The following is an 18,311-nucleotide window of genomic DNA, read 5'->3' as shown; positions in this document are numbered from 1 at the left end:
TAAGGAGGAAGACGATGGCATATACAACAATTTTGAGTGAAATACCGGACAGTTATTTTGGCAAAACAGTAGGACAAAAAATTGAACATGGGCCATTACCATTGATTAATTTGGCAGTTGGTATACCTGATGGCGACACACCCCCTGAAATTATAAAAGCGTTACAGGAAGCGATTGTGAAGCCCGCCAATCAAAAATATTTAGCCTTTCAAGGGAAAGACGCCTTTAGACAAGCGATTGTTGATTTTTATCAACGGCAATTCAATGTTACTTTGGATCCGGACAAAGAAGTTTGTTTGTTGTATGGCACCAAAAATGGGCTTGTTGCATTGCCGACGTGTGTCATTGAGCCAGGTGACGAAGTGTTATTACCCGATCCAGGCTACACAGATTATGATGCAGGCGTGCGACTCGCAAGGGGAATACCTAAACCATTAAAATTATCACCTGAACGTCATTACATACCAGATTGGAATGAAGTGGATACTACAAATACAAAACTCATCTATTTAACGTATCCGAACAATCCGACTGGTTCTGTCGCAACGCTTGAGTTTTTCCAAGAGACGATTGACCGTTTTAAAAACACCTCTATCAAAATTGTGCATGATTTTGCGTATCAAGCATTTGGATTCGATCAACCGAACCCGAGTATTCTTCAAGCAGACGGTGCGAAATCATCTGCTATAGAGGTTTTTTCATTTTCAAAAGGTTATAATATGTCCGGGTATCGTGTCGGTTTTGCGGTCGGTAACGAGGAAATGATTGCGAATCTTCGGAAGTATCACACACATACCCAAGCTGGCATGTACGGGGCGTTACAAGATGCATGTACGGTCGCATTAAATGCATGTGATCATGAACTGAAAAAACAAAATGACATATTTAGGAAAAGACGCGATAAAATAGAAGCAGCTTTGAATGAAGCAGCCATCCCGCATGAACCCATTAAAGGGGGTATTTTCTTATGGTTGCAATGTCCAGAAGGTTTTTCCAGCGATGCCTTTATTCAACATTTATTGCAAGAACAATCTATTTTGGCAGCACCGGGGCATCCTTTTGGTGAAGAAGGGGAGGGCTATGTGCGGTTATCTTTTGCGATTGATGAAATACAATTAGATGAAGCCATTGCGCGACTCGTCTCATTGAAGCCACTTTATCATCAAGCATAGAAAAAAGAGGGCTGGTGACATGACATAATGTCACATCGGTCCTTTTTGTTTAGTTATATACAAAAAACTAACGGTGCGCTATGACTGAGACGCAACGTTAGCTCTTCATGGACATGATATGCATATGTAAGTGGCAGTTTTAAATAAAAACTGCAACCAGTACGATATAAATAACGAGAATGAAAAGACTCATCATATTTAAAATACGTACACCTTTTTCATCATTTTTAGAATGTTTGAATGCTGTAATTTCAACATTACCGATTAATAAAATTAAGACAACAAATACCCACCAGGTTGATGCAGGATAATAGACGAGTGAAGTCGCAACGACAATGATGAGTAATAGCCCCATAATTACTCTTAATAACTTCGGCATCATAATACGCATTTTAAAAATGCTAATATAGGCAACAACCAAATACATGAGGGGTAATAAGATTAAGTAAGCTAACATGAAGTACATCCTTTCTATATCTTGCTAGTGAAGTCAAATGTTGATTAAGTTAGAGTTGAATGGCTCCTTTTAAAGATTTTCTCGAAGTTGCCTACGTACTTCAGCAATTTGTTGTTCAATTTGTTCAAGTTGTTGAATCAGTGGATCGACTTGTTGAGATGTGGACTCGCGTTTTTCCAAATCACCTTGTAATCGTACGTAGTCCATTTTAAGCTCTTGTAATTGCTGTTCTAAATCCATAGGGCACCTCCTTATATCAATCCTTTTTATTATAGCACGTTAACATTGCTTAATTAAAACGTTTTACAGTAATATAAAAGCAAGTTGTTTCAAAGGGGGATGTATCATGACAGAGAATTTTTTGATGATATTATTATTAATTGCACTAGGGTACATCCTAAAGCGCATCGGTTATATTAATGGGAAGGACAGTCGCGTGATTTCGACGTTAGTGCTCAATGTGACCTTGCCGTCTGTCGTTATCGTCAATTTAAATCATGTTAATTTGACGCCATCACTCGTCGTATTACCTGTGATGATGATTTTATATGGTGTTGTGACAAAAGTGCTTATTGTACTCATGTTCATAAAATATAGTAATGAAGTGCGGGGAACTGTCGCAATGATGATGGCAGCACTCAACATTGGTATTTTTGCATATCCGTTAGTCCAACAAATTTGGCCTGAGCAAGGGTTGTTGTATTTTGGGATGGCCGATATCGGTGGGGCAATCGTGATGTTTGGCCTCACGTATTTCGCTGCGAGTTATTTCAAACAAGTAGGTGGCGGTTTTAATCCTAAGCAAATCTTATGGAACATGTTGAAATCTGTTCCGTTGATGACATATATTATCATGTTAGTACTCAATATTCTTCAATGGCATTTACCCCACACAGCAATTCGTTTCTTCGACATTTTAGGCCATGCCAACTTACCACTTTCGATGATTTTACTTGGTGTTTTAATGGACTTTAGATTAGAACGTCGCTTTTTGCCGTTAACACTTAAATATCTCGTGTTACATTATGGTTTTGGTGCACTATTCGGAACGCTCGTCTATTTCTTCTTACCCGTAGATGATGCGATGATCAAAACGACATTACAGCTCATTTGGTTGTTACCTGTTGGGGTTGCATCACTGTCATATGCGGTTCAGTTTAAATATCGGACGTTACCGGTGATTGCGATGGCGAGTAACGTTACGATTGTAATCAGTATAGTGATTTTATATTTGTATCAATTTTGGTTCGTATAAAAAAGAGGCTTGGGAAATCAGTGTCCCTGCCTCTTTCTTCATCGCCACCATTGTTCGAACCTGTCGATACATGCCCGACGACTATTTATAAATTTTAAACTTCTGATATTCAGATGAGATGTTAAAGCCGAGCTCATGAAAACGTTCGACCAGTTTGTGATTTTTGCTACGGATTTTAAAATAGACACGTTCGATCTCAGGTCTCGTTAACGCACGGTGAATCGCATGCTGAATTAAGTCGAACGCAATACCCTTTAAGCGATAGTCTGCATGGCTTGAGAAATACTTAATCTCTGCATGACGCTCTGACTCATCATATATTAAGTACAAGTACCCTTTTAAAATACCCTCTGCCATATACAAAACAAGTTCATGTTGATCGTCTAGTGATGTCACAATTTCATTTGCAGTCATCGCATTGTGCGTAAATGTATCTTCGTGTAACCGTTGAAAATAGCGATAATACGCTTTACTATAGGGAATCATATGATGTAAGTTTTGTGTTTCGCCCAAATCTTGACTTGTTTCCAGGTGATAATCTGTAAATGTGTACGATGCGCCAATAGTTTTCATAAACGTTTTAATCAGTGCGTGTTGAGCTGTAAATGCAAAATAATATGTCGATGGTTGGTAATGTTGTGCTGTGATAGCATCGAACAGTTGTTTGAACGTCTCTTTCGTTGGTTCATAACCGTTTTTTACAATCGGACCAATCACTTTATAACGGTCTTCAGAATAAGAAATACAGAGTAACAGCATTTGAATTTCATCGGCTTCTTCAACGACAAATAGCCCTGTTTCATCTGCAGCTTCTTCTAAAAATGTAAAGAGTGCTTGTTCATCATCTAATGGCAACTTATTCGTATAGGAAGGACGTTCTGACACATACGTTTGAATAAATGACGCAATAGTTGGATTGGGAGTAACTTGAGATATCTTCATCATGCGCCTCCTTAATGATATACTTAGCTTAATTATAAGTTTTTTTGATATGAAATGAAAGCAACTTGTGAAGCTTTCAACTGGGATTTAAAGAGTTGTTTTTTGATAAATAATTGGAATGAAATATGGAGGAATGAATCATGAGTAAAGCACTGATATTAGCAGAAAAGCCATCAGTGGGGCGTGATATTGCCAATGCTTTAAATGTAGGGTCACGCAAAGAAAGTTATTTTGAAAACCAACAATATATCGTCACATGGGCGCTCGGGCATCTAGTGACAAATGCAACACCTGAACAATACGATAAAAAGTATCAACAATGGGTGTTAGAGGATTTGCCAATTATACCGAAACAAATGAAATCCGTCGTAATCAGTAAGACACGGAAGCAATTTAATACAATTCAGAATTTAATGAAGCGCAGTGACGTCAAAGAGTTGATTATTGCAACGGATGCTGGACGAGAAGGAGAACTGGTTGCACGTTTGATTATTGAAAAAGCGCATGTGAAAAAGCCGATTAAACGATTATGGATCAGCTCCGTCACACCGAAAGCAATTAAAGAAGGTTTCAAAAAGCTAAAAGATGGGCGTGCGTATCAACATTTATACGAAGCTGCGTTAGCGAGAAGTGAAGCGGACTGGATTGTCGGGATTAACGCCACACGAGCATTGACGACGAAATATGATGCGCAATTATCACTTGGACGTGTACAAACACCAACGATTCAACTTGTAGCAATGCGCCAAGAACAGATTAAAAATTTCAAACCGCAACAGTATTATACTTTAGAAGCAGAAGTAAATGGCGTGATAATGACCTATCAACATGACGGACGCGTTTATCAGAAAGAAAAGTTAGAGGCCATTGTGAATACATTGCAAAATAAGCAAGCACAAGTCAACAGTGTGCATGAAAAAGAGAAAAAAGTTTATCCGCAACCGTTATTTAATTTAACTGATTTACAACAAGCGGCTTATCAAAAATATCATTTAGGTGCTAAGCAAACCTTAAATACGTTACAACAATTGTACGAACGACACAAATTAGTGACCTATCCACGTACAGATTCGAATTATTTGACGACAGATATGGTGGACACATTGAAAGAACGTGTACAAGCAACGATGGGAACGGAGTTGATGCCGTATGCGCGCGAGATTTTAAAGCAACCATTAGCGAAAAAATTATCATTTGTGAACAATCAAAAAGTTTCGGATCACCATGCGATTATTCCGACAGAAGTGCGTGCGGACGTTGCGTCATTATCACCGAATGAGCAGAAAATTTATACGATGATTGCACAGCGCTATTTAGAAGTGTTGATGCCACCATATCGTTATCGTGCACAACATGTTGAAGTGAACATCGGTAAACATGTATTCACATACCAATCACAAGTTCCGATAGAGTTAGGTTTTAAAAAGTTACAACAAGACCGCGCGCAAACAGAACGAGCAGTGTCATTTAAACAAGGTGAGACATTCGATGTAGGACAACTACAGATTGTGGCACATGAAACGACACCACCTGCGTATTTTAATGAAGGTACATTACTTAAAGCGATGGAAAGACCTGATAAGTTTTTCGACTTAAAAGATAAAAAGTCCGCACAAACGCTAAAATCAACAGGCGGGATTGGTACGGTTGCGACACGTGCAGACATTATCGATAAGTTGTTTAATGTGAATGCGATCGAAAGTCATGACGGTAAAATTAAAGTCACTTCTAAAGGAAAACAAATTTTAGACCTCGCGCCACCTGCATTAACTTCACCACGTCTCACGGCTGAATGGGAAGATAAATTGATGAAAATTGAAAAAGGGCAGTACAAAGCGCACCAATTTATGCAAGAAATGAAACAGTTTACGCATGAGATTATTCATACGATTAAATCGAGTGAGCAAAAATACAAACATGATAACTTAACATCTGCCCAATGTCCAACGTGTGGCAAATTTATGTTAAGAGTGAATACGAAAAATGGCTCGATGCTCGTTTGTCAAGATCCATCATGTAAAACGAAGAAAGATGTAAAAACGAAAACGAATGCGAGATGCCCACAATGTAAGAAACGATTGACGAAATTCGGTACAGGTAAAAAAGCGACGTATCGCTGTGTCTGTGGTTATACCGAAACGCAAGAACATATGGATCAACGCTTTAAAAATAAAGGTAAAGACAAAGTGTCGAAGCGAGAAATGAAGAAATATATGAAAGAAGACGAGTTGGAGAACAATCCATTTAAAGATGCATTAAAAGGATTAAACTTGTAAGATGCTTATAAATATCGAACGAAATATAGTTTTTCGTATACAAAGTTCGGAAAAAGTGTTGAAATTCACCCGTAATCGTATTAGACTATTGGAGTATTTCATTTAAAGGAGAAAATTAAAGTGAAAAAATATTTCCGATTTGACGAAAACCAAACGAGTTATCGTCGCGAAATTTTAGGTGGCTTAACAACGTTTCTGTCGATGGCATACATTTTAGCTGTCAATCCACAAATATTGAGTCTTGCAGGTGTTGAAGGGGTACCTGATGCACTTAAAATGGACCAAGGTGCCGTGTTCGTTGCGACAGCACTTGCTGCATTTGTCGGCTGTTTATTTATGGGCTTGATAGCGAAATATCCTATTGCACTCGCACCAGGTATGGGGTTGAATGCATTTTTCGCATTTACAGTCGTATTAACGATGGGGATTCCGTGGCAAACCGGCTTAACAGGGGTCTTTTTCTCAGGATTAATCTTCTCGATATTAACAGTTACCGGTTTGAGGGAAACCATTATTAACGCGATTCCATTTGAAATGAAAATGGCCGTTTCAGCGGGGATAGGTTTATTTATCACCTTTGTCGGCTTACAAGGTTCAGGAATTATTAAAAATGAAGAAGCGACACTTGTAACTTTAGGGAAAATTACAGATCCCAGTGTATTATTAGCGGTGTTCGGTATTATCATTACAGTTGTGTTATACGCGAAGAAAATTCCGGGTGCTATCTTTATTGGGATGGTTGCGACATCAATCGTTGGTTTATTGACGCAACAAATTGCACCGCCAAACGCGATTATAGGTAAAGTGCCAAGTATCGCACCGACATTTGGGGCAGCGTTTGAATCACTCCAAGATCCGTCACAACTGTTTACGATTCAGTTTTTAATTGTCATTTTAACATTTCTATTCATCGACTTCTTTGACACAGCAGGGACAATCGTTGCGGTTGCATCTCAAGCGGGCATGATGAAAGACAACAAATTACCACGTGCAGGACGTGCGTTGTTCTCAGACTCATTAGCAACAATGGTGGGGGCAGTCTTCGGTACAACAACGACGACGTCTTACATTGAATCAACTTCAGGTGTGGCAGTTGGCGCACGTACAGGTTTTGCTAGTATTGTGACAGGGGTCTGTTTCTTGCTCGCATTATTCTTCAATCCGTTAATGGCAGTGGTTACGCCAGCAGTAACGACACCTGCACTAGTCGTTGTTGGCGTATTAATGGCTTCGAATTTAGCGGAAATCAGCTGGAAACGTTTTGAAGTGGCAGTACCAGCATTTATTACGATTATTATGATGCCACTTTCATATTCAATTGCAACAGGGATTGCATGTGGCTTTATTTTTTATCCAATTACAATGGTCTTAACAAAACGTCATAAAGAAGTACATCCAATTATGTATGGTTTAATGGTAATCTTTATTTTATATTTCGCATTTGTACATGGTTAAAATCACTTTAATGAAGCTCGAGTAGTGTGTCATGCACTATTCGGGCTTTTTTAGGGTGCGCTCGAAATGGGTAACATCTTGACGGTGAAAGTCCATTACAGGCTTCGTAGTAGGAACTGTTAGCGAAAAACAAGGGAGTCCATTGCGAAGTGAAATCTGAAGGAAGTCGGACGCAAACACTCGCACCGACGAACAGAAACATCATACTAAGGCTATGTAGAATGGATGAATCTGCATCACTGATGGAGCTTGTTGTAAGACCTGAAAATATAGAAAATGCTATCAAGAAGGTTAAGAAAAATAAAGGCGCTCTTGGAATTGACAGTATGAAAGTCAGTGAACTTCTTGTCCACTTTTTGCAGTACTTTTCACAGATAACGAAAAAACTGCTTGGAAGAGAAAAGTAAAGTAGGAGCAGTCACACGCTTAAAGTTCTTGAGTTGTCTAATAACCAAGGTAATGGGGTTTGTCGTTTTAGACCGACCACGGAAGCAAAAAGAAATTTAATACGCACCTTAAGGGAAATAACAAAACGAAATAGACCTGGAACATTTAAAGACATTATCACTAAAATTAACCAAGTGACGCGAGGTTGGATAAAATACTTTGGTAGAGGTTTTATCAGAGAATTTATTGAAACCACACAATCTTGGTTAAACCGACGAATTAGACAACTCATTCTTAATGGGCTTAGGCAAGATATTGAACCGTCGAGTAAGTAACTGTGTGAGAGGACGAATAGTAGGATAACGGTTATTCTCCTACTCGATTGTTAAAGGCGATTGGGATGGATCAGCCAAAAGGACACAAAGGGTGGGGCATAGAAAAATTTATTCATCAATCCATTCATAGATTTATGATTCAATAATGATTTTAAACGGTAGCCAAATGAGGGGTAATGGGATATTAAAAAATGATACTATCGTTTTCTTGCTTTTATTAACTTGCCCTCAAAATGATTACTGTATGATTGCCCAGAAGGCTGAGTCGTCTGTGGGAATGACTGTATACTGCTAGCAGTTACTTCTTTACTTTAAAAGTGGTTACAGTTTATCGCAGTAGTGGTTTGGCTTCTCAATACGCTCTCTTTTGTGAAGTCTAGTCATCATTGCGGGGGCAGTAAAATGAAATCTTTGTGACACAGGAGATTTCTGTACTGCTCCCAAAATCTCATTCGACTTCCATCTCATGTGTGCTTCAATCAAGCAGAATTGAATTGAAGGGCCAGTCCCCCGGAAAGCGAAGACGAAAACGTAATCAAAGTCAGAAATCATTGAGAACAAGTTAAACAAACTGCTGCAACAATAGCATCAATATTTTTTCAATCCCCATGAAATAATTTAATAACGTTTATGATCACGTTCAGAATGCGTATAACGCGTATATGAAGCTTTAAGATAAACAGGGGTTACGAATAATACAATCAGTAAGAAGATCATTAATACGAACATAATCCAATGCAAAATCATACCTACAAAAGGAATCACCGCAAGGGCACTTGCAATGATACCGCCAGCTGGGATAAGTAGCATAGGACGAATCGTATTTTGGCGATTGAAAATAAAGATAAGCACCATAATTAAATAGATAAATGCATTAAATGCGAGTGGCTGCCAACCTAGTGCAAGAACATACCAACCACCTAGAAGGGGAAAGCCAGTAATGAACTCAGAAACAAGTGCAATGATAGATAGTATAACTAAAGCTGTTTTAGAATTTCTCGTCAAAATAAGCAACTCCTTAATGATTTAATCAAACGCCTAAAACGACGCTTGCGATGTGGGGATACATTGTAACTATTCTACACTATATAATATAGAAAGTTTTAATGCAGTGCCTCAACATTTTGTCGGATTATCATATCACAATGGAAAAAAGATTTACCATTATTATAATTGTTTAAATGATAAGAAACAAAATGTAAGATTAAATTTGAAAAAATCTCTCTAAGCTATTGAACTTAAAGCATATATCAAGTAAAATGATGAGGTATGTGAATTAGACATAAAAAAACTTTGTATAAATAGTTGCGAAGTGAACACATTTCATGTATCATGTCTAATGTTGGACTTTTAATGCGATGAAGCGAAAGGTTACTGACACACCCGGCCGCTTTGCCATGGCGTTGTGTGAGATAGTTTTCGTGGAGAAGTCTATCACTTTAATGAAGACGAATAAGGAGGGTAAATCATGGCAAAACAAAAAATCAGAATTAGATTAAAAGCTTATGATCACCGTGTTATCGATCAATCAGCAGAAAAAATTGTTGAAACTGCAAAACGTTCTGGAGCGGATGTTTCTGGTCCAATTCCATTACCAACTGAAAAAGCAGTTTACACAATCATTCGTGCGGTTCATAAGTACAAAGATTCTCGTGAGCAATTCGAACAACGTACACATAAACGTTTAATCGACATTGTAAATCCTACGCCAAAAACAGTTGACGCGCTTATGGGCTTAAACTTACCATCAGGTGTAGACATCGAAATTAAATTATAATAGAAAATTTTAGGAGGTGGACTTTCGATGACCAAAGGAATCTTAGGAAGAAAAATCGGGATGACTCAAGTGTTCGGTGAGAACGGTGAATTAATCCCAGTTACAGTAGTAGAAGCTAAAGAAAACGTAGTATTACAAAAGAAAACTGTAGAGGTTGACGGTTACAACGCAATCCAAATTGGTTTTGAAAACAAAGAAGCATACAAAAAAGGTAGAAAAACTAATAAATATGCGACTAAAGCAGCTGAAGGTCATGCTAAAAAGGCTGACGCAGCACCTAAGCGCTTCATTCGTGAATTCAGAAACGTTAATGTTGATGATTACGAAGTAGGTCAAGAAGTCTCAGTAGATACATTTGAAGTTGGCGACATTATTGACGTAACAGGAACTTCAAAAGGTAAAGGTTTCCAAGGTGCAATCAAACGTCATAACCAATCACGTGGACCTATGTCTCATGGTTCTCATTTCCACAGAGCACCAGGTTCTATCGGGATGGCATCAGATGCATCACGCGTATTCAAAGGGCAAAAATTACCAGGTCGTATGGGTGGTAATACAGTAACTGTTCAAAACTTAGAAGTTGTTCAAGTTGATACGGAAAACAACGTAATTTTAGTTAAAGGTAATGTACCTGGACCTAAAAAAGGTTTTGTACAAATCCAATCAGCAATCAAAGCTAACAAATAATTAGTAGCGAAAGGAGGAAATGCATAATGGCAAATTATGATGTATATAAAGTTGACGGTTCAAAAGCTGGTACAGTAGAACTTAGCGACTCAGTATTCGGGATTGAACCAAATAATGATGTTTTATTCGAAGCAATTAACTTACAACGTGCTTCATTACGCCAAGGTACACACGCGGTAAAAAACCGTTCAGCTGTTCGTGGCGGTGGACGTAAACCATGGAGACAAAAAGGTACAGGACGTGCGCGTCAAGGTACAATCCGTGCGCCACAATGGCGTGGTGGTGGTATCGTATTCGGTCCAACACCAAGAAGCTATGGCTACAAAATGCCTAAGAAAATGCGTCGTTTAGCATTACGTTCTGCACTTTCTTACAAAGTACAAGAAAATGGATTCAAAATTGTTGATAGTTTTAACTTAGAAGCACCAAAAACAAAAGAATTCAAAACAACTTTAACAAACTTAGAATTACCTAAAAAAGTGTTAGTTGTAACAGTTGGGGAAGATGTAAATGTTGAATTATCAGCACGTAACATTCCAGGTGTAACAATCACAACACCAGAAGGTTTAAACGTATTAGAGTTAACTCACGCAGACAGCGTATTAATCACTCAAGAAGCAGCTAAAAAAGTTGAGGAGGTGCTCGGATAATGGAAGCTAGAGACATTCTAAAGCGCCCCGTAATCACTGAGAAATCATCTGCAGCTATGGCTGAAGATAAATACACTTTTGATGTAGACGTACGTGCTAACAAAACAGAAGTGAAAAAAGCAGTGGAAGAAATCTTTGAAGTAAAAGTTGCTAATGTCAACATTATCAACTATAAACCAAAGAAAAAACGTATGGGCCGTTATCAAGGCTATACAAACAAACGTCGTAAAGCGATTGTGACATTAAAAGAAGGTCAAATCGACTTATTTAACTAAAAACTAAATACCAATAAGGAGGTAAGCGACAATGGCTCTTAAACATTACAAGCCAATTACAAATGGTCGTCGTAATATGACTACATTAGATTTTGCTGAGATCACAAAATCTGAGCCTGAAAAGTCATTATTACAACCGCTACCGAAAAAAGCGGGTCGTAATAACCAAGGTAAATTGACTGTACGTCATCATGGTGGCGGACACAAACGTCAATACCGTGTTATTGATTTCAAACGTAATAAAGATGGAATTCCTGGTAAAGTGGATTCAATCCAATATGATCCAAACAGATCAGCAAACATTGCATTAATCGTATATGCAGATGGTGAAAAACGCTACATCATTGCACCTAAAGGCTTAGAAGTAGGTCAAATCATTGAAAGTGGTTCTGAGGCAGACATTAAAGTCGGAAACGCACTTCCATTAAAAGACATTCCTGTAGGTTCAGTTATCCACAATATCGAATTAAAACCTGGTCGTGGCGGACAGCTTGCACGTTCAGCAGGTGCTAGCGCGCAAGTATTAGGTAAAGAAGGTAAATATGTACTTGTAAGACTTCGTTCTGGTGAAGTACGTATGATTCTTTCAACTTGCCGTGCTACTATTGGTCAAGTTGGTAACTTACAACACGAACTTGTTAACATTGGTAAAGCGGGTAAATCTAGATGGTTAGGTAAACGCCCAACAGTCCGTGGTTCTGTAATGAACCCTAATGATCACCCACACGGTGGTGGTGAAGGTCGTGCGCCAATCGGACGTCCATCTCCAATGTCACCATGGGGTAAACCAACGCTTGGTAAGAAAACTCGTCGTGGTAAAAAACGTTCAGATAAACTTATCGTACGTGGACGCAAGAGAAAATAAAAATAGCTTATTTGGGTGTGCGGCGTAATCGCTGCACGCACATAATAAGAAAGGAGGCGCCAATATGGCTCGTAGTATTAAAAAGGGACCTTTCGTCGATGATCACTTAATGAAAAAGGTTGAGGCTCAAGGCGATAGCGAGAAAAAGCAAGTAATTAAAACATGGTCACGTCGTTCAACGATTTTCCCAAACTTTATTGGACACACATTCGCAGTATATGACGGACGTAAACATGTACCTGTATATGTAACTGAAGATATGGTTGGACACAAATTAGGTGAATTTGCTCCAACACGTACTTTCAAAGGACATGCTGCAGACGACAAGAAAACAAGAAGATAATACCATTTCTAGTAAGTAGAGGAGGAAATACGAATGGAAGCAAAAGCGGTTGCTAGAACTATCAGAATCGCACCTCGTAAAGTTCGATTAGTATTGGATCTCATTCGAGGTAAAGACGTAAGAGAAGCAGTAGCTATTTTGAAATTAACAAATAAAGCTTCTTCTCCAGTAGTAGAAAAATTATTAATGTCCGCTTTAGCTAATGCAGAGCACAACTATGGTATGAACACTGATCAATTAGTTGTTAAAGAAGCATACGCTAACGAAGGACCAACATTGAAACGTTTCCGTCCACGTGCACAAGGACGTGCAAGCGCAATTAACAAAAGAACAAGTCATATCACTATCGTAGTAAGTGATGGACAAGAGGAAGCTCAAGAAGCTTAATCAAATTTTAAGGAGGGAATACCGTGGGTCAAAAAATTAATCCAATCGGACTTCGTGTTGGTGTAATCCGTGACTGGGACGCGAAATGGTACGCTGAAAAAGATTTCGCATCACTTTTACATGAAGACTTAAAAATTCGTAAATTTATTGATAAAGCATTGAAAGACGCATCAGTATCTCACGTTGAGATTGAGCGTGCTGCTAACCGCATCAACATTGCTATTCACACTGGTAAACCAGGTATGGTAATTGGTAAAGGCGGTTCAGAAATCGAAAAACTTCGCAACAAATTAAATCAACTTACTGACAAAAAAGTTCACATTAACGTAGTTGAAATCAAGAAAGTTGACCTTGATGCACGTTTAGTTGCTGAAAACATTGCACGTCAATTAGAAAATCGTGCTTCATTCCGTCGTGTTCAAAAACAAGCGATCGGTAGAGCAATGAAATTAGGTGCTAAAGGTATCAAAACACAAGTTTCAGGTCGTTTAGGCGGTGCAGACATCGCGCGTGCTGAACAATATTCAGAAGGAACTGTACCACTTCATACTTTACGTGCAGACATCGATTATGCACATGCAGAAGCTGACACAACTTATGGTAAGTTAGGTGTTAAAGTGTGGATCTATCGTGGTGAAGTTCTTCCTACTAAGAAAAATAGTGAAGGAGGAAAATAATTATGTTACTACCAAAGCGTGTAAAATATCGTCGTCAACATCGTCCTGATACAAAAGGTCGTTCAAAAGGCGGTAACTTTGTAACATTTGGTGAGTATGGTATTCAAGCTACAACAACATCTTGGATTACTTCTCGTCAAATCGAATCAGCTCGTATTGCTATGACACGTTACATGAAACGTGGCGGGAAAGTTTGGATTAAAATCTTCCCTCACACACCATACACACAAAAACCTTTAGAAGTACGTATGGGTGCTGGTAAAGGTGCGGTTGAAGGCTGGATCGCAGTTGTTAAACCAGGTCGTATTTTATTTGAAGTTGCTGGCGTATCTGAAGAAGTTGCGCGTGAAGCATTACGTTTAGCGAGTCACAAACTTCCAGTTAAAACGAAGTTTGTAAAACGTGAAGAATTGGGTGGTGAAACAAATGAAAGCTAAGGAAATTAGAGACTTAACCACTTCAGAAATCGAAGAGCAAATCAAATCTTCAAAAGAAGAGCTTTTTAACCTACGCTTTCAATTAGCTACAGGTCAATTAGAAGAGACTGCAAGAATTAAAACAGTAAGAAAAACAATTGCACGTCTAAAAACTGTTGCACGTGAAAGAGAATTAGAACAAGGTAAAGCAAATCAATAATTGATTGAAAGAGGAGGTTACTAAAGTGAGCGAAAGAAATGATCGTAAAGTTTACGTTGGTAAAGTTGTTTCAGACAAAATGGACAAAACAGTGACTGTTTTAGTTGAAACATACAAAACGCACAAACTATATGGCAAGCGTGTAAAATACTCTAAAAAGTATAAAGCACATGACGAAAACAATTCAGCTAAATTCGGAGATATCGTTAAAATTCAAGAAACTCGTCCTTTATCAGCGACAAAACGTTTCCGTTTAGTAGAAATCGTCGAAGAATCAGTAATCATTTAATGACTATAAAGATAAGGGAGGTTTAATCATGATCCAACAAGAAACACGTTTAAAAGTAGCAGACAACTCTGGTGCTCGTGAAGTACTTACAATCAAAGTATTAGGTGGATCTGGCCGCAAAACTGCTAACATCGGTGACGTCATCGTAGCAACTGTTAAAAATGCTACACCTGGAGGCGTTGTTAAGAAAGGCGATGTTGTTAAGGCTGTCGTTGTACGTACGAAATCAGGTGTACGTCGTAAAGACGGTTCTTACATCAAATTTGATGAAAATGCATGTGTTATCATTCGTGATGACAAAGGACCACGTGGTACACGTATCTTCGGACCAGTAGCACGTGAATTACGTGAAGGAAACTTTATGAAAATCGTTTCCTTAGCACCAGAAGTACTATAATCGATCGTAAATCATAAATAATAAATTCCAAGGAGGTGCCCACATGCATATCAAAAAAGGTGACAACGTAATCGTTATCGCAGGTAAAGACAAAGGTAAAACAGGTAAAGTTGTAGCAACTCAACCTAAAAAAGACCGCGTCGTTGTGGAAGGTGTGAACATCGTTAAAAAACACCAAAAACCAACTCAAATGAATCCTGAAGGTGGAATCTTAGAAACTGAAGCAGCAATTCATGTTTCTAACGTACAAATATTAGACCCTAAAACAAACGAACCTACACGTGTAGGCTACAAATTTGTTGATGGTAAAAAAGTAAGAATCGCTAAAAAATCAGGCGAAGAAATTAAGTCTAATTAATATCTAGTTGAAAGGAGGATCCACTTTGAACCGTTTAAAAGAAAAATTTAATTCAGAAGTTACACAAAACTTAGTTAAAAAGTTTAACTACAGCTCAGTAATGGAAGTACCTAGAATCGATAAAATTGTTGTGAACATGGGTGTAGGTGACGCAGTACAAAACTCAAAAGTATTAGATAACGCTGTTGAAGAATTAACTGCAATCACTGGTCAAAAACCATTAATCACTAAAGCGAAAAAATCAGTTGCGACATTCCGTTTACGTGAAGGTATGCCAATTGGTGCTAAAGTAACATTACGTGGCGAAAGAATGTATGAATTCTTAGATAAATTAATCTCAGTTTCATTACCACGTGTACGTGACTTCCGCGGTGTATCTAAAAATGCATTCGACGGTCGCGGTAACTACACATTAGGTGTTAAAGAACAATTAATCTTCCCTGAGATTGACTATGATAAAGTATCAAAAGTACGTGGTATGGATATCGTTATCGTTACTACTGCTAACACAGATGAAGAAGCGCGTGAATTATTAACTCAATTCGGTATGCCGTTTCAAAAATAATCTCTAAAGGAGGCGAATTAGATGGCTAAAAAATCAATGGTTGTTAAGCAACAACGTAAACAAAAATTCCAAGTCCGTGAATATACACGTTGCGATCGTTGTGGTCGTCCACATTCTGTATATCGTAAATTTAAACTTTGCCGTATTTGTTTCCGTGAATTAGCTTACAAAGGTCAAATTCCTGGCGTACGTAAAGCTAGCTGGTAAAAATTTAACTCTTGAAAGGAGGCAACAACTATGACATTGTCAGATCCAATTGCAGATATGCTTACTCGTGTAAGAAACGCAAACATGGTGCGTCACGAAAAATTAGAATTACCTGCATCAAACATTAAAAAAGAAATTGCTGAAATCCTTAAAAATGAAGGTTTCATCAAAAATGTAGAATATATCGAAGATGATAAACAAGGTGTTATCCGTTTATTCTTAAAATATGGTTCAAATAACGAACGTGTTATTACTGGTCTTAAACGTATTTCAAAGCCTGGTTTACGTGTTTATGCTAAAGCAAACGAAGTGCCTAAAGTATTAAACGGTTTAGGTATTGCATTAGTTTCAACTTCTGAAGGTGTAATCACTGATAAAGAAGCTAGAAAACGTAACGTAGGCGGAGAAGTATTAGCTTACATTTGGTAATATTAAATAAATAAGGAGGTGCCAGAACATGAGCCGTGTTGGTAAAAAAATTATCGAAATCCCTAGCGATGTCACTGTAACGATCGAAGGAAATACAGTTTCAGTAAAAGGGCCTAAAGGTGAATTATCACAAACTTTAAATGAAGAAATGACTTACAAACAAGATGAAAACACACTTGAAGTTGTTAGACCATCAGATTCTAAAGAACATAGAACAATTCATGGTACAACTCGTGCGTTAATCAATAACATGGTACAAGGTGTATCTAAAGGATACGAAAAAACACTTGAACTTATCGGTGTTGGTTACCGTGCACAAGTTCAAGGTAGCAAACTTGTATTAAACGTAGGTTACTCTCACCCAGTTGAATTTGAAGCTGCTGAAGGAATCACTTTCTCAGTAGAAAAAAATACGACAGTTAAAGTTGAAGGAATCGACAAAGAATTAGTAGGTGCAACAGCATCAAAAATTCGTGACGTTCGTCCTCCAGAGCCTTACAAAGGTAAAGGTATCCGTTACCAAGGTGAATATGTACGTCGTAAAGAAGGTAAAACTGGTAAATAATAAATCACTCTAATAAGAAAGGAGTATTGACATGATCAGCAAAATTGATAAAAATAAAGTACGTTTAAAAAGACATGCACGTGTTCGTACGAAATTGTCAGGTACTAGCGAAAAGCCACGTCTAAACGTATATCGTTCAAACAAACACATCTATGCACAAATCATCGACGATACTAAAGGCGTTACTTTAGTTCAAGCTTCAACTAAAGATAGCGAAGTAGATGCTTCTACAACAAAAGTTGAAATGGCATCTAAAGTCGGCGAAGTAATTGCTAAGAAAGCAAATGAAAAAGGCATCGAAGCAGTTGTATTCGATCGTGGAGGATACTTATTCCACGGACGTGTGAAAGCACTAGCAGATGCAGCTCGCGAAAATGGACTTCAATTTTAATCTAAAAGGAGGGACAATATAAATGGCTCGTAGAGAAGAAGAAGTTAAAGAATTTGAAGAACGCGTTGTTACGATTAACCGTGTTGCTAAAGTTGTAAAAGGTGGACGTCGTTTCCGTTTTACTGCACTTGTAGTAGTAGGTGACAAAAATGGTCGCGTTGGATTCGGTACTGGTAAAGCACAAGAGGTACCTGAGGCAATCAAAAAAGCAGTAGAAGCTGCGAAAAAAGATTTAATTACAGTTACTCGTGTTGACGGTACTACACCACACACAATCACTGGACGTTTCGGTTCAGGAAGTGTTTTAATGAAACCAGCAGCACCTGGTACAGGTGTTATCGCAGGTGGACCAGTTCGTGCCGTATTAGAGCTTGCAGGTATCACTGATATCTTAAGTAAATCATTAGGTTCAAATACACCAATCAACATGGTTCGTGCGACAATCAATGGTTTGAAAAACTTAAAAAATGCTGAAGATGTTGCGCGTTTACGCGGCAAAACAGTAGAAGAATTATACAATTAAGGAGGGAAACA

28 protein-coding genes and 1 pseudogene are annotated in these 18,311 nt (G+C 38.2%); 25 read left to right on the top strand and 4 right to left on the bottom strand.

Features of this window, described 5'->3' with window-relative positions; all coding sequences use genetic code 11:
* Positions 1 to 14: 14 nt before the first annotated feature.
* On the top strand, positions 15 to 1,172 hold the full coding sequence (locus BJK46_RS09725; RefSeq protein ID WP_014613203.1) for an aminotransferase class I/II-fold pyridoxal phosphate-dependent enzyme: 1,158 nt from the start codon (positions 15 to 17) through the stop codon (positions 1,170 to 1,172).
* Between the two features lie 139 nt (positions 1,173 to 1,311).
* On the opposite strand, the gene mspA is transcribed toward BJK46_RS09725, so the two are convergent.
* Positions 1,312 to 1,629: a membrane stabilizing protein MspA gene (gene mspA, locus BJK46_RS09720; protein WP_014613204.1), complete on the bottom strand. Its 318-nt coding sequence runs from the start codon at positions 1,627 to 1,629 to the stop codon at positions 1,312 to 1,314.
* 69 nt (positions 1,630 to 1,698) lie between these two features.
* Complete coding sequence (locus BJK46_RS12210; protein WP_014613205.1) at positions 1,699 to 1,869, bottom strand: SE1832 family protein; 171 nt, start codon at positions 1,867 to 1,869, stop codon at positions 1,699 to 1,701.
* A gap of 106 nt (positions 1,870 to 1,975) precedes the next feature.
* Between BJK46_RS12210 and BJK46_RS09715 the strand changes: the two genes are divergently transcribed.
* A complete protein-coding gene (locus BJK46_RS09715) occupies positions 1,976 to 2,884 on the top strand; it encodes an AEC family transporter (protein WP_096548263.1) in 909 nt (302 codons plus the stop codon).
* A gap of 81 nt (positions 2,885 to 2,965) precedes the next feature.
* On the opposite strand, the gene BJK46_RS09710 is transcribed toward BJK46_RS09715, so the two are convergent.
* Positions 2,966 to 3,826, bottom strand: a complete 861-nt coding sequence (locus tag BJK46_RS09710; RefSeq protein ID WP_014613207.1) for a GNAT family N-acetyltransferase — start codon at positions 3,824 to 3,826, stop codon at positions 2,966 to 2,968.
* A gap of 140 nt (positions 3,827 to 3,966) precedes the next feature.
* Between BJK46_RS09710 and BJK46_RS09705 the strand changes: the two genes are divergently transcribed.
* The 4 genes and pseudogenes from BJK46_RS09705 to BJK46_RS12490 form a co-directional block, all read left to right on the top strand.
* A complete protein-coding gene (locus BJK46_RS09705; RefSeq protein ID WP_103263564.1) occupies positions 3,967 to 6,102 on the top strand; it encodes a DNA topoisomerase III in 2,136 nt (711 codons plus the stop codon).
* 120 nt (positions 6,103 to 6,222) lie between these two features.
* Positions 6,223 to 7,557 carry an NCS2 family permease gene (locus BJK46_RS09700; protein ID WP_099986756.1) on the top strand — a complete coding sequence of 445 codons (1,335 nt, stop codon included), beginning with the start codon at positions 6,223 to 6,225 and terminating at the stop codon, positions 7,555 to 7,557.
* A gap of 221 nt (positions 7,558 to 7,778) precedes the next feature.
* Positions 7,779 to 7,964: a hypothetical protein gene (locus BJK46_RS12495; protein WP_226957582.1), complete on the top strand. Its 186-nt coding sequence runs from the start codon at positions 7,779 to 7,781 to the stop codon at positions 7,962 to 7,964.
* Positions 7,951 to 8,240 (top strand): annotated as a pseudogene (locus tag BJK46_RS12490) (group II intron maturase-specific domain-containing protein); the annotation flags it as partial. The gene BJK46_RS12495 and the pseudogene BJK46_RS12490, both read left to right, overlap by 14 nt.
* A gap of 657 nt (positions 8,241 to 8,897) precedes the next feature.
* Here BJK46_RS12490 and BJK46_RS09690 read toward each other — a convergent pair.
* Positions 8,898 to 9,284 carry a hypothetical protein gene (locus tag BJK46_RS09690; protein ID WP_014613210.1) on the bottom strand — a complete coding sequence of 129 codons (387 nt, stop codon included), beginning with the start codon at positions 9,282 to 9,284 and terminating at the stop codon, positions 8,898 to 8,900.
* Between the two features lie 463 nt (positions 9,285 to 9,747).
* Between BJK46_RS09690 and rpsJ the strand changes: the two genes are divergently transcribed.
* The 19 genes from rpsJ to rpsE all read left to right on the top strand — a co-directional run bounded on the left by rpsJ (position 9,748) and on the right by rpsE (position 18,300).
* A complete protein-coding gene (rpsJ, locus tag BJK46_RS09685; protein WP_014613211.1) occupies positions 9,748 to 10,056 on the top strand; it encodes a 30S ribosomal protein S10 in 309 nt (102 codons plus the stop codon).
* 27 nt (positions 10,057 to 10,083) lie between these two features.
* Complete coding sequence (gene rplC / locus BJK46_RS09680; RefSeq protein ID WP_014613212.1) at positions 10,084 to 10,743, top strand: 50S ribosomal protein L3; 660 nt, start codon at positions 10,084 to 10,086, stop codon at positions 10,741 to 10,743.
* Positions 10,744 to 10,769: 26 nt separating this feature from the next.
* Complete coding sequence (gene rplD, locus BJK46_RS09675) at positions 10,770 to 11,393, top strand: 50S ribosomal protein L4 (protein WP_014613213.1); 624 nt, start codon at positions 10,770 to 10,772, stop codon at positions 11,391 to 11,393.
* A complete protein-coding gene (rplW, locus tag BJK46_RS09670) occupies positions 11,393 to 11,668 on the top strand; it encodes a 50S ribosomal protein L23 (RefSeq protein ID WP_014613214.1) in 276 nt (91 codons plus the stop codon). Before rplD ends, rplW begins: the two co-directional genes overlap by 1 nt.
* A 31-nt stretch (positions 11,669 to 11,699) precedes the next feature.
* Complete coding sequence (gene rplB / locus BJK46_RS09665) at positions 11,700 to 12,533, top strand: 50S ribosomal protein L2 (protein WP_014613215.1); 834 nt, start codon at positions 11,700 to 11,702, stop codon at positions 12,531 to 12,533.
* Positions 12,534 to 12,597: 64 nt separating this feature from the next.
* Positions 12,598 to 12,876: a 30S ribosomal protein S19 gene (rpsS, locus tag BJK46_RS09660; RefSeq protein ID WP_014613216.1), complete on the top strand. Its 279-nt coding sequence runs from the start codon at positions 12,598 to 12,600 to the stop codon at positions 12,874 to 12,876.
* A 33-nt stretch (positions 12,877 to 12,909) separates the two neighbouring features.
* A complete protein-coding gene (gene rplV / locus BJK46_RS09655) occupies positions 12,910 to 13,263 on the top strand; it encodes a 50S ribosomal protein L22 (protein WP_014613217.1) in 354 nt (117 codons plus the stop codon).
* Between the two features lie 23 nt (positions 13,264 to 13,286).
* A complete protein-coding gene (gene rpsC, locus BJK46_RS09650) occupies positions 13,287 to 13,940 on the top strand; it encodes a 30S ribosomal protein S3 (protein ID WP_014613218.1) in 654 nt (217 codons plus the stop codon).
* A 2-nt stretch (positions 13,941 to 13,942) separates the two neighbouring features.
* Positions 13,943 to 14,377, top strand: coding sequence for a 50S ribosomal protein L16 (gene rplP / locus BJK46_RS09645; RefSeq protein WP_014613219.1), 435 nt, complete (start codon positions 13,943 to 13,945; stop codon positions 14,375 to 14,377).
* A complete protein-coding gene (gene rpmC / locus BJK46_RS09640; RefSeq protein ID WP_014613220.1) occupies positions 14,367 to 14,576 on the top strand; it encodes a 50S ribosomal protein L29 in 210 nt (69 codons plus the stop codon). Before rplP ends, rpmC begins: the two co-directional genes overlap by 11 nt.
* A gap of 25 nt (positions 14,577 to 14,601) precedes the next feature.
* Positions 14,602 to 14,865, top strand: coding sequence for a 30S ribosomal protein S17 (rpsQ, locus tag BJK46_RS09635; RefSeq protein ID WP_014613221.1), 264 nt, complete (start codon positions 14,602 to 14,604; stop codon positions 14,863 to 14,865).
* A gap of 28 nt (positions 14,866 to 14,893) precedes the next feature.
* Positions 14,894 to 15,262 carry a 50S ribosomal protein L14 gene (gene rplN, locus BJK46_RS09630; protein WP_014613222.1) on the top strand — a complete coding sequence of 123 codons (369 nt, stop codon included), beginning with the start codon at positions 14,894 to 14,896 and terminating at the stop codon, positions 15,260 to 15,262.
* A 43-nt stretch (positions 15,263 to 15,305) separates the two neighbouring features.
* A complete protein-coding gene (gene rplX, locus BJK46_RS09625; RefSeq protein WP_014613223.1) occupies positions 15,306 to 15,620 on the top strand; it encodes a 50S ribosomal protein L24 in 315 nt (104 codons plus the stop codon).
* Between the two features lie 25 nt (positions 15,621 to 15,645).
* Positions 15,646 to 16,185, top strand: coding sequence for a 50S ribosomal protein L5 (gene rplE / locus BJK46_RS09620; RefSeq protein ID WP_014613224.1), 540 nt, complete (start codon positions 15,646 to 15,648; stop codon positions 16,183 to 16,185).
* Between the two features lie 21 nt (positions 16,186 to 16,206).
* Positions 16,207 to 16,392: a type Z 30S ribosomal protein S14 gene (locus BJK46_RS09615; RefSeq protein ID WP_014613225.1), complete on the top strand. Its 186-nt coding sequence runs from the start codon at positions 16,207 to 16,209 to the stop codon at positions 16,390 to 16,392.
* Positions 16,393 to 16,422: 30 nt separating this feature from the next.
* The gene (rpsH, locus tag BJK46_RS09610; RefSeq protein WP_014613226.1) at positions 16,423 to 16,821 is read left to right on the top strand and encodes a 30S ribosomal protein S8; all 399 of its coding nucleotides are present in this window, start codon (positions 16,423 to 16,425) and stop codon (positions 16,819 to 16,821) included.
* A 28-nt stretch (positions 16,822 to 16,849) separates the two neighbouring features.
* Entirely contained in the window at positions 16,850 to 17,386 is a 537-nt protein-coding gene (gene rplF / locus BJK46_RS09605) for a 50S ribosomal protein L6 (protein WP_014613227.1), read from the top strand.
* Between the two features lie 31 nt (positions 17,387 to 17,417).
* Positions 17,418 to 17,777: a 50S ribosomal protein L18 gene (gene rplR / locus BJK46_RS09600; RefSeq protein ID WP_014613228.1), complete on the top strand. Its 360-nt coding sequence runs from the start codon at positions 17,418 to 17,420 to the stop codon at positions 17,775 to 17,777.
* Between the two features lie 22 nt (positions 17,778 to 17,799).
* Positions 17,800 to 18,300 (top strand): 30S ribosomal protein S5, encoded by a 501-nt coding sequence (gene rpsE / locus BJK46_RS09595; RefSeq protein ID WP_014613229.1) that lies wholly within the window; start codon positions 17,800 to 17,802, stop codon positions 18,298 to 18,300.
* Positions 18,301 to 18,311: the final 11 nt, after the last annotated feature.

This window comes from Staphylococcus pseudintermedius, assembly GCF_001792775.2.
Lineage (GTDB): Bacteria > Bacillota > Bacilli > Staphylococcales > Staphylococcaceae > Staphylococcus > Staphylococcus pseudintermedius.
This window is presented reverse-complemented; position numbering and strand designations above follow the sequence as displayed.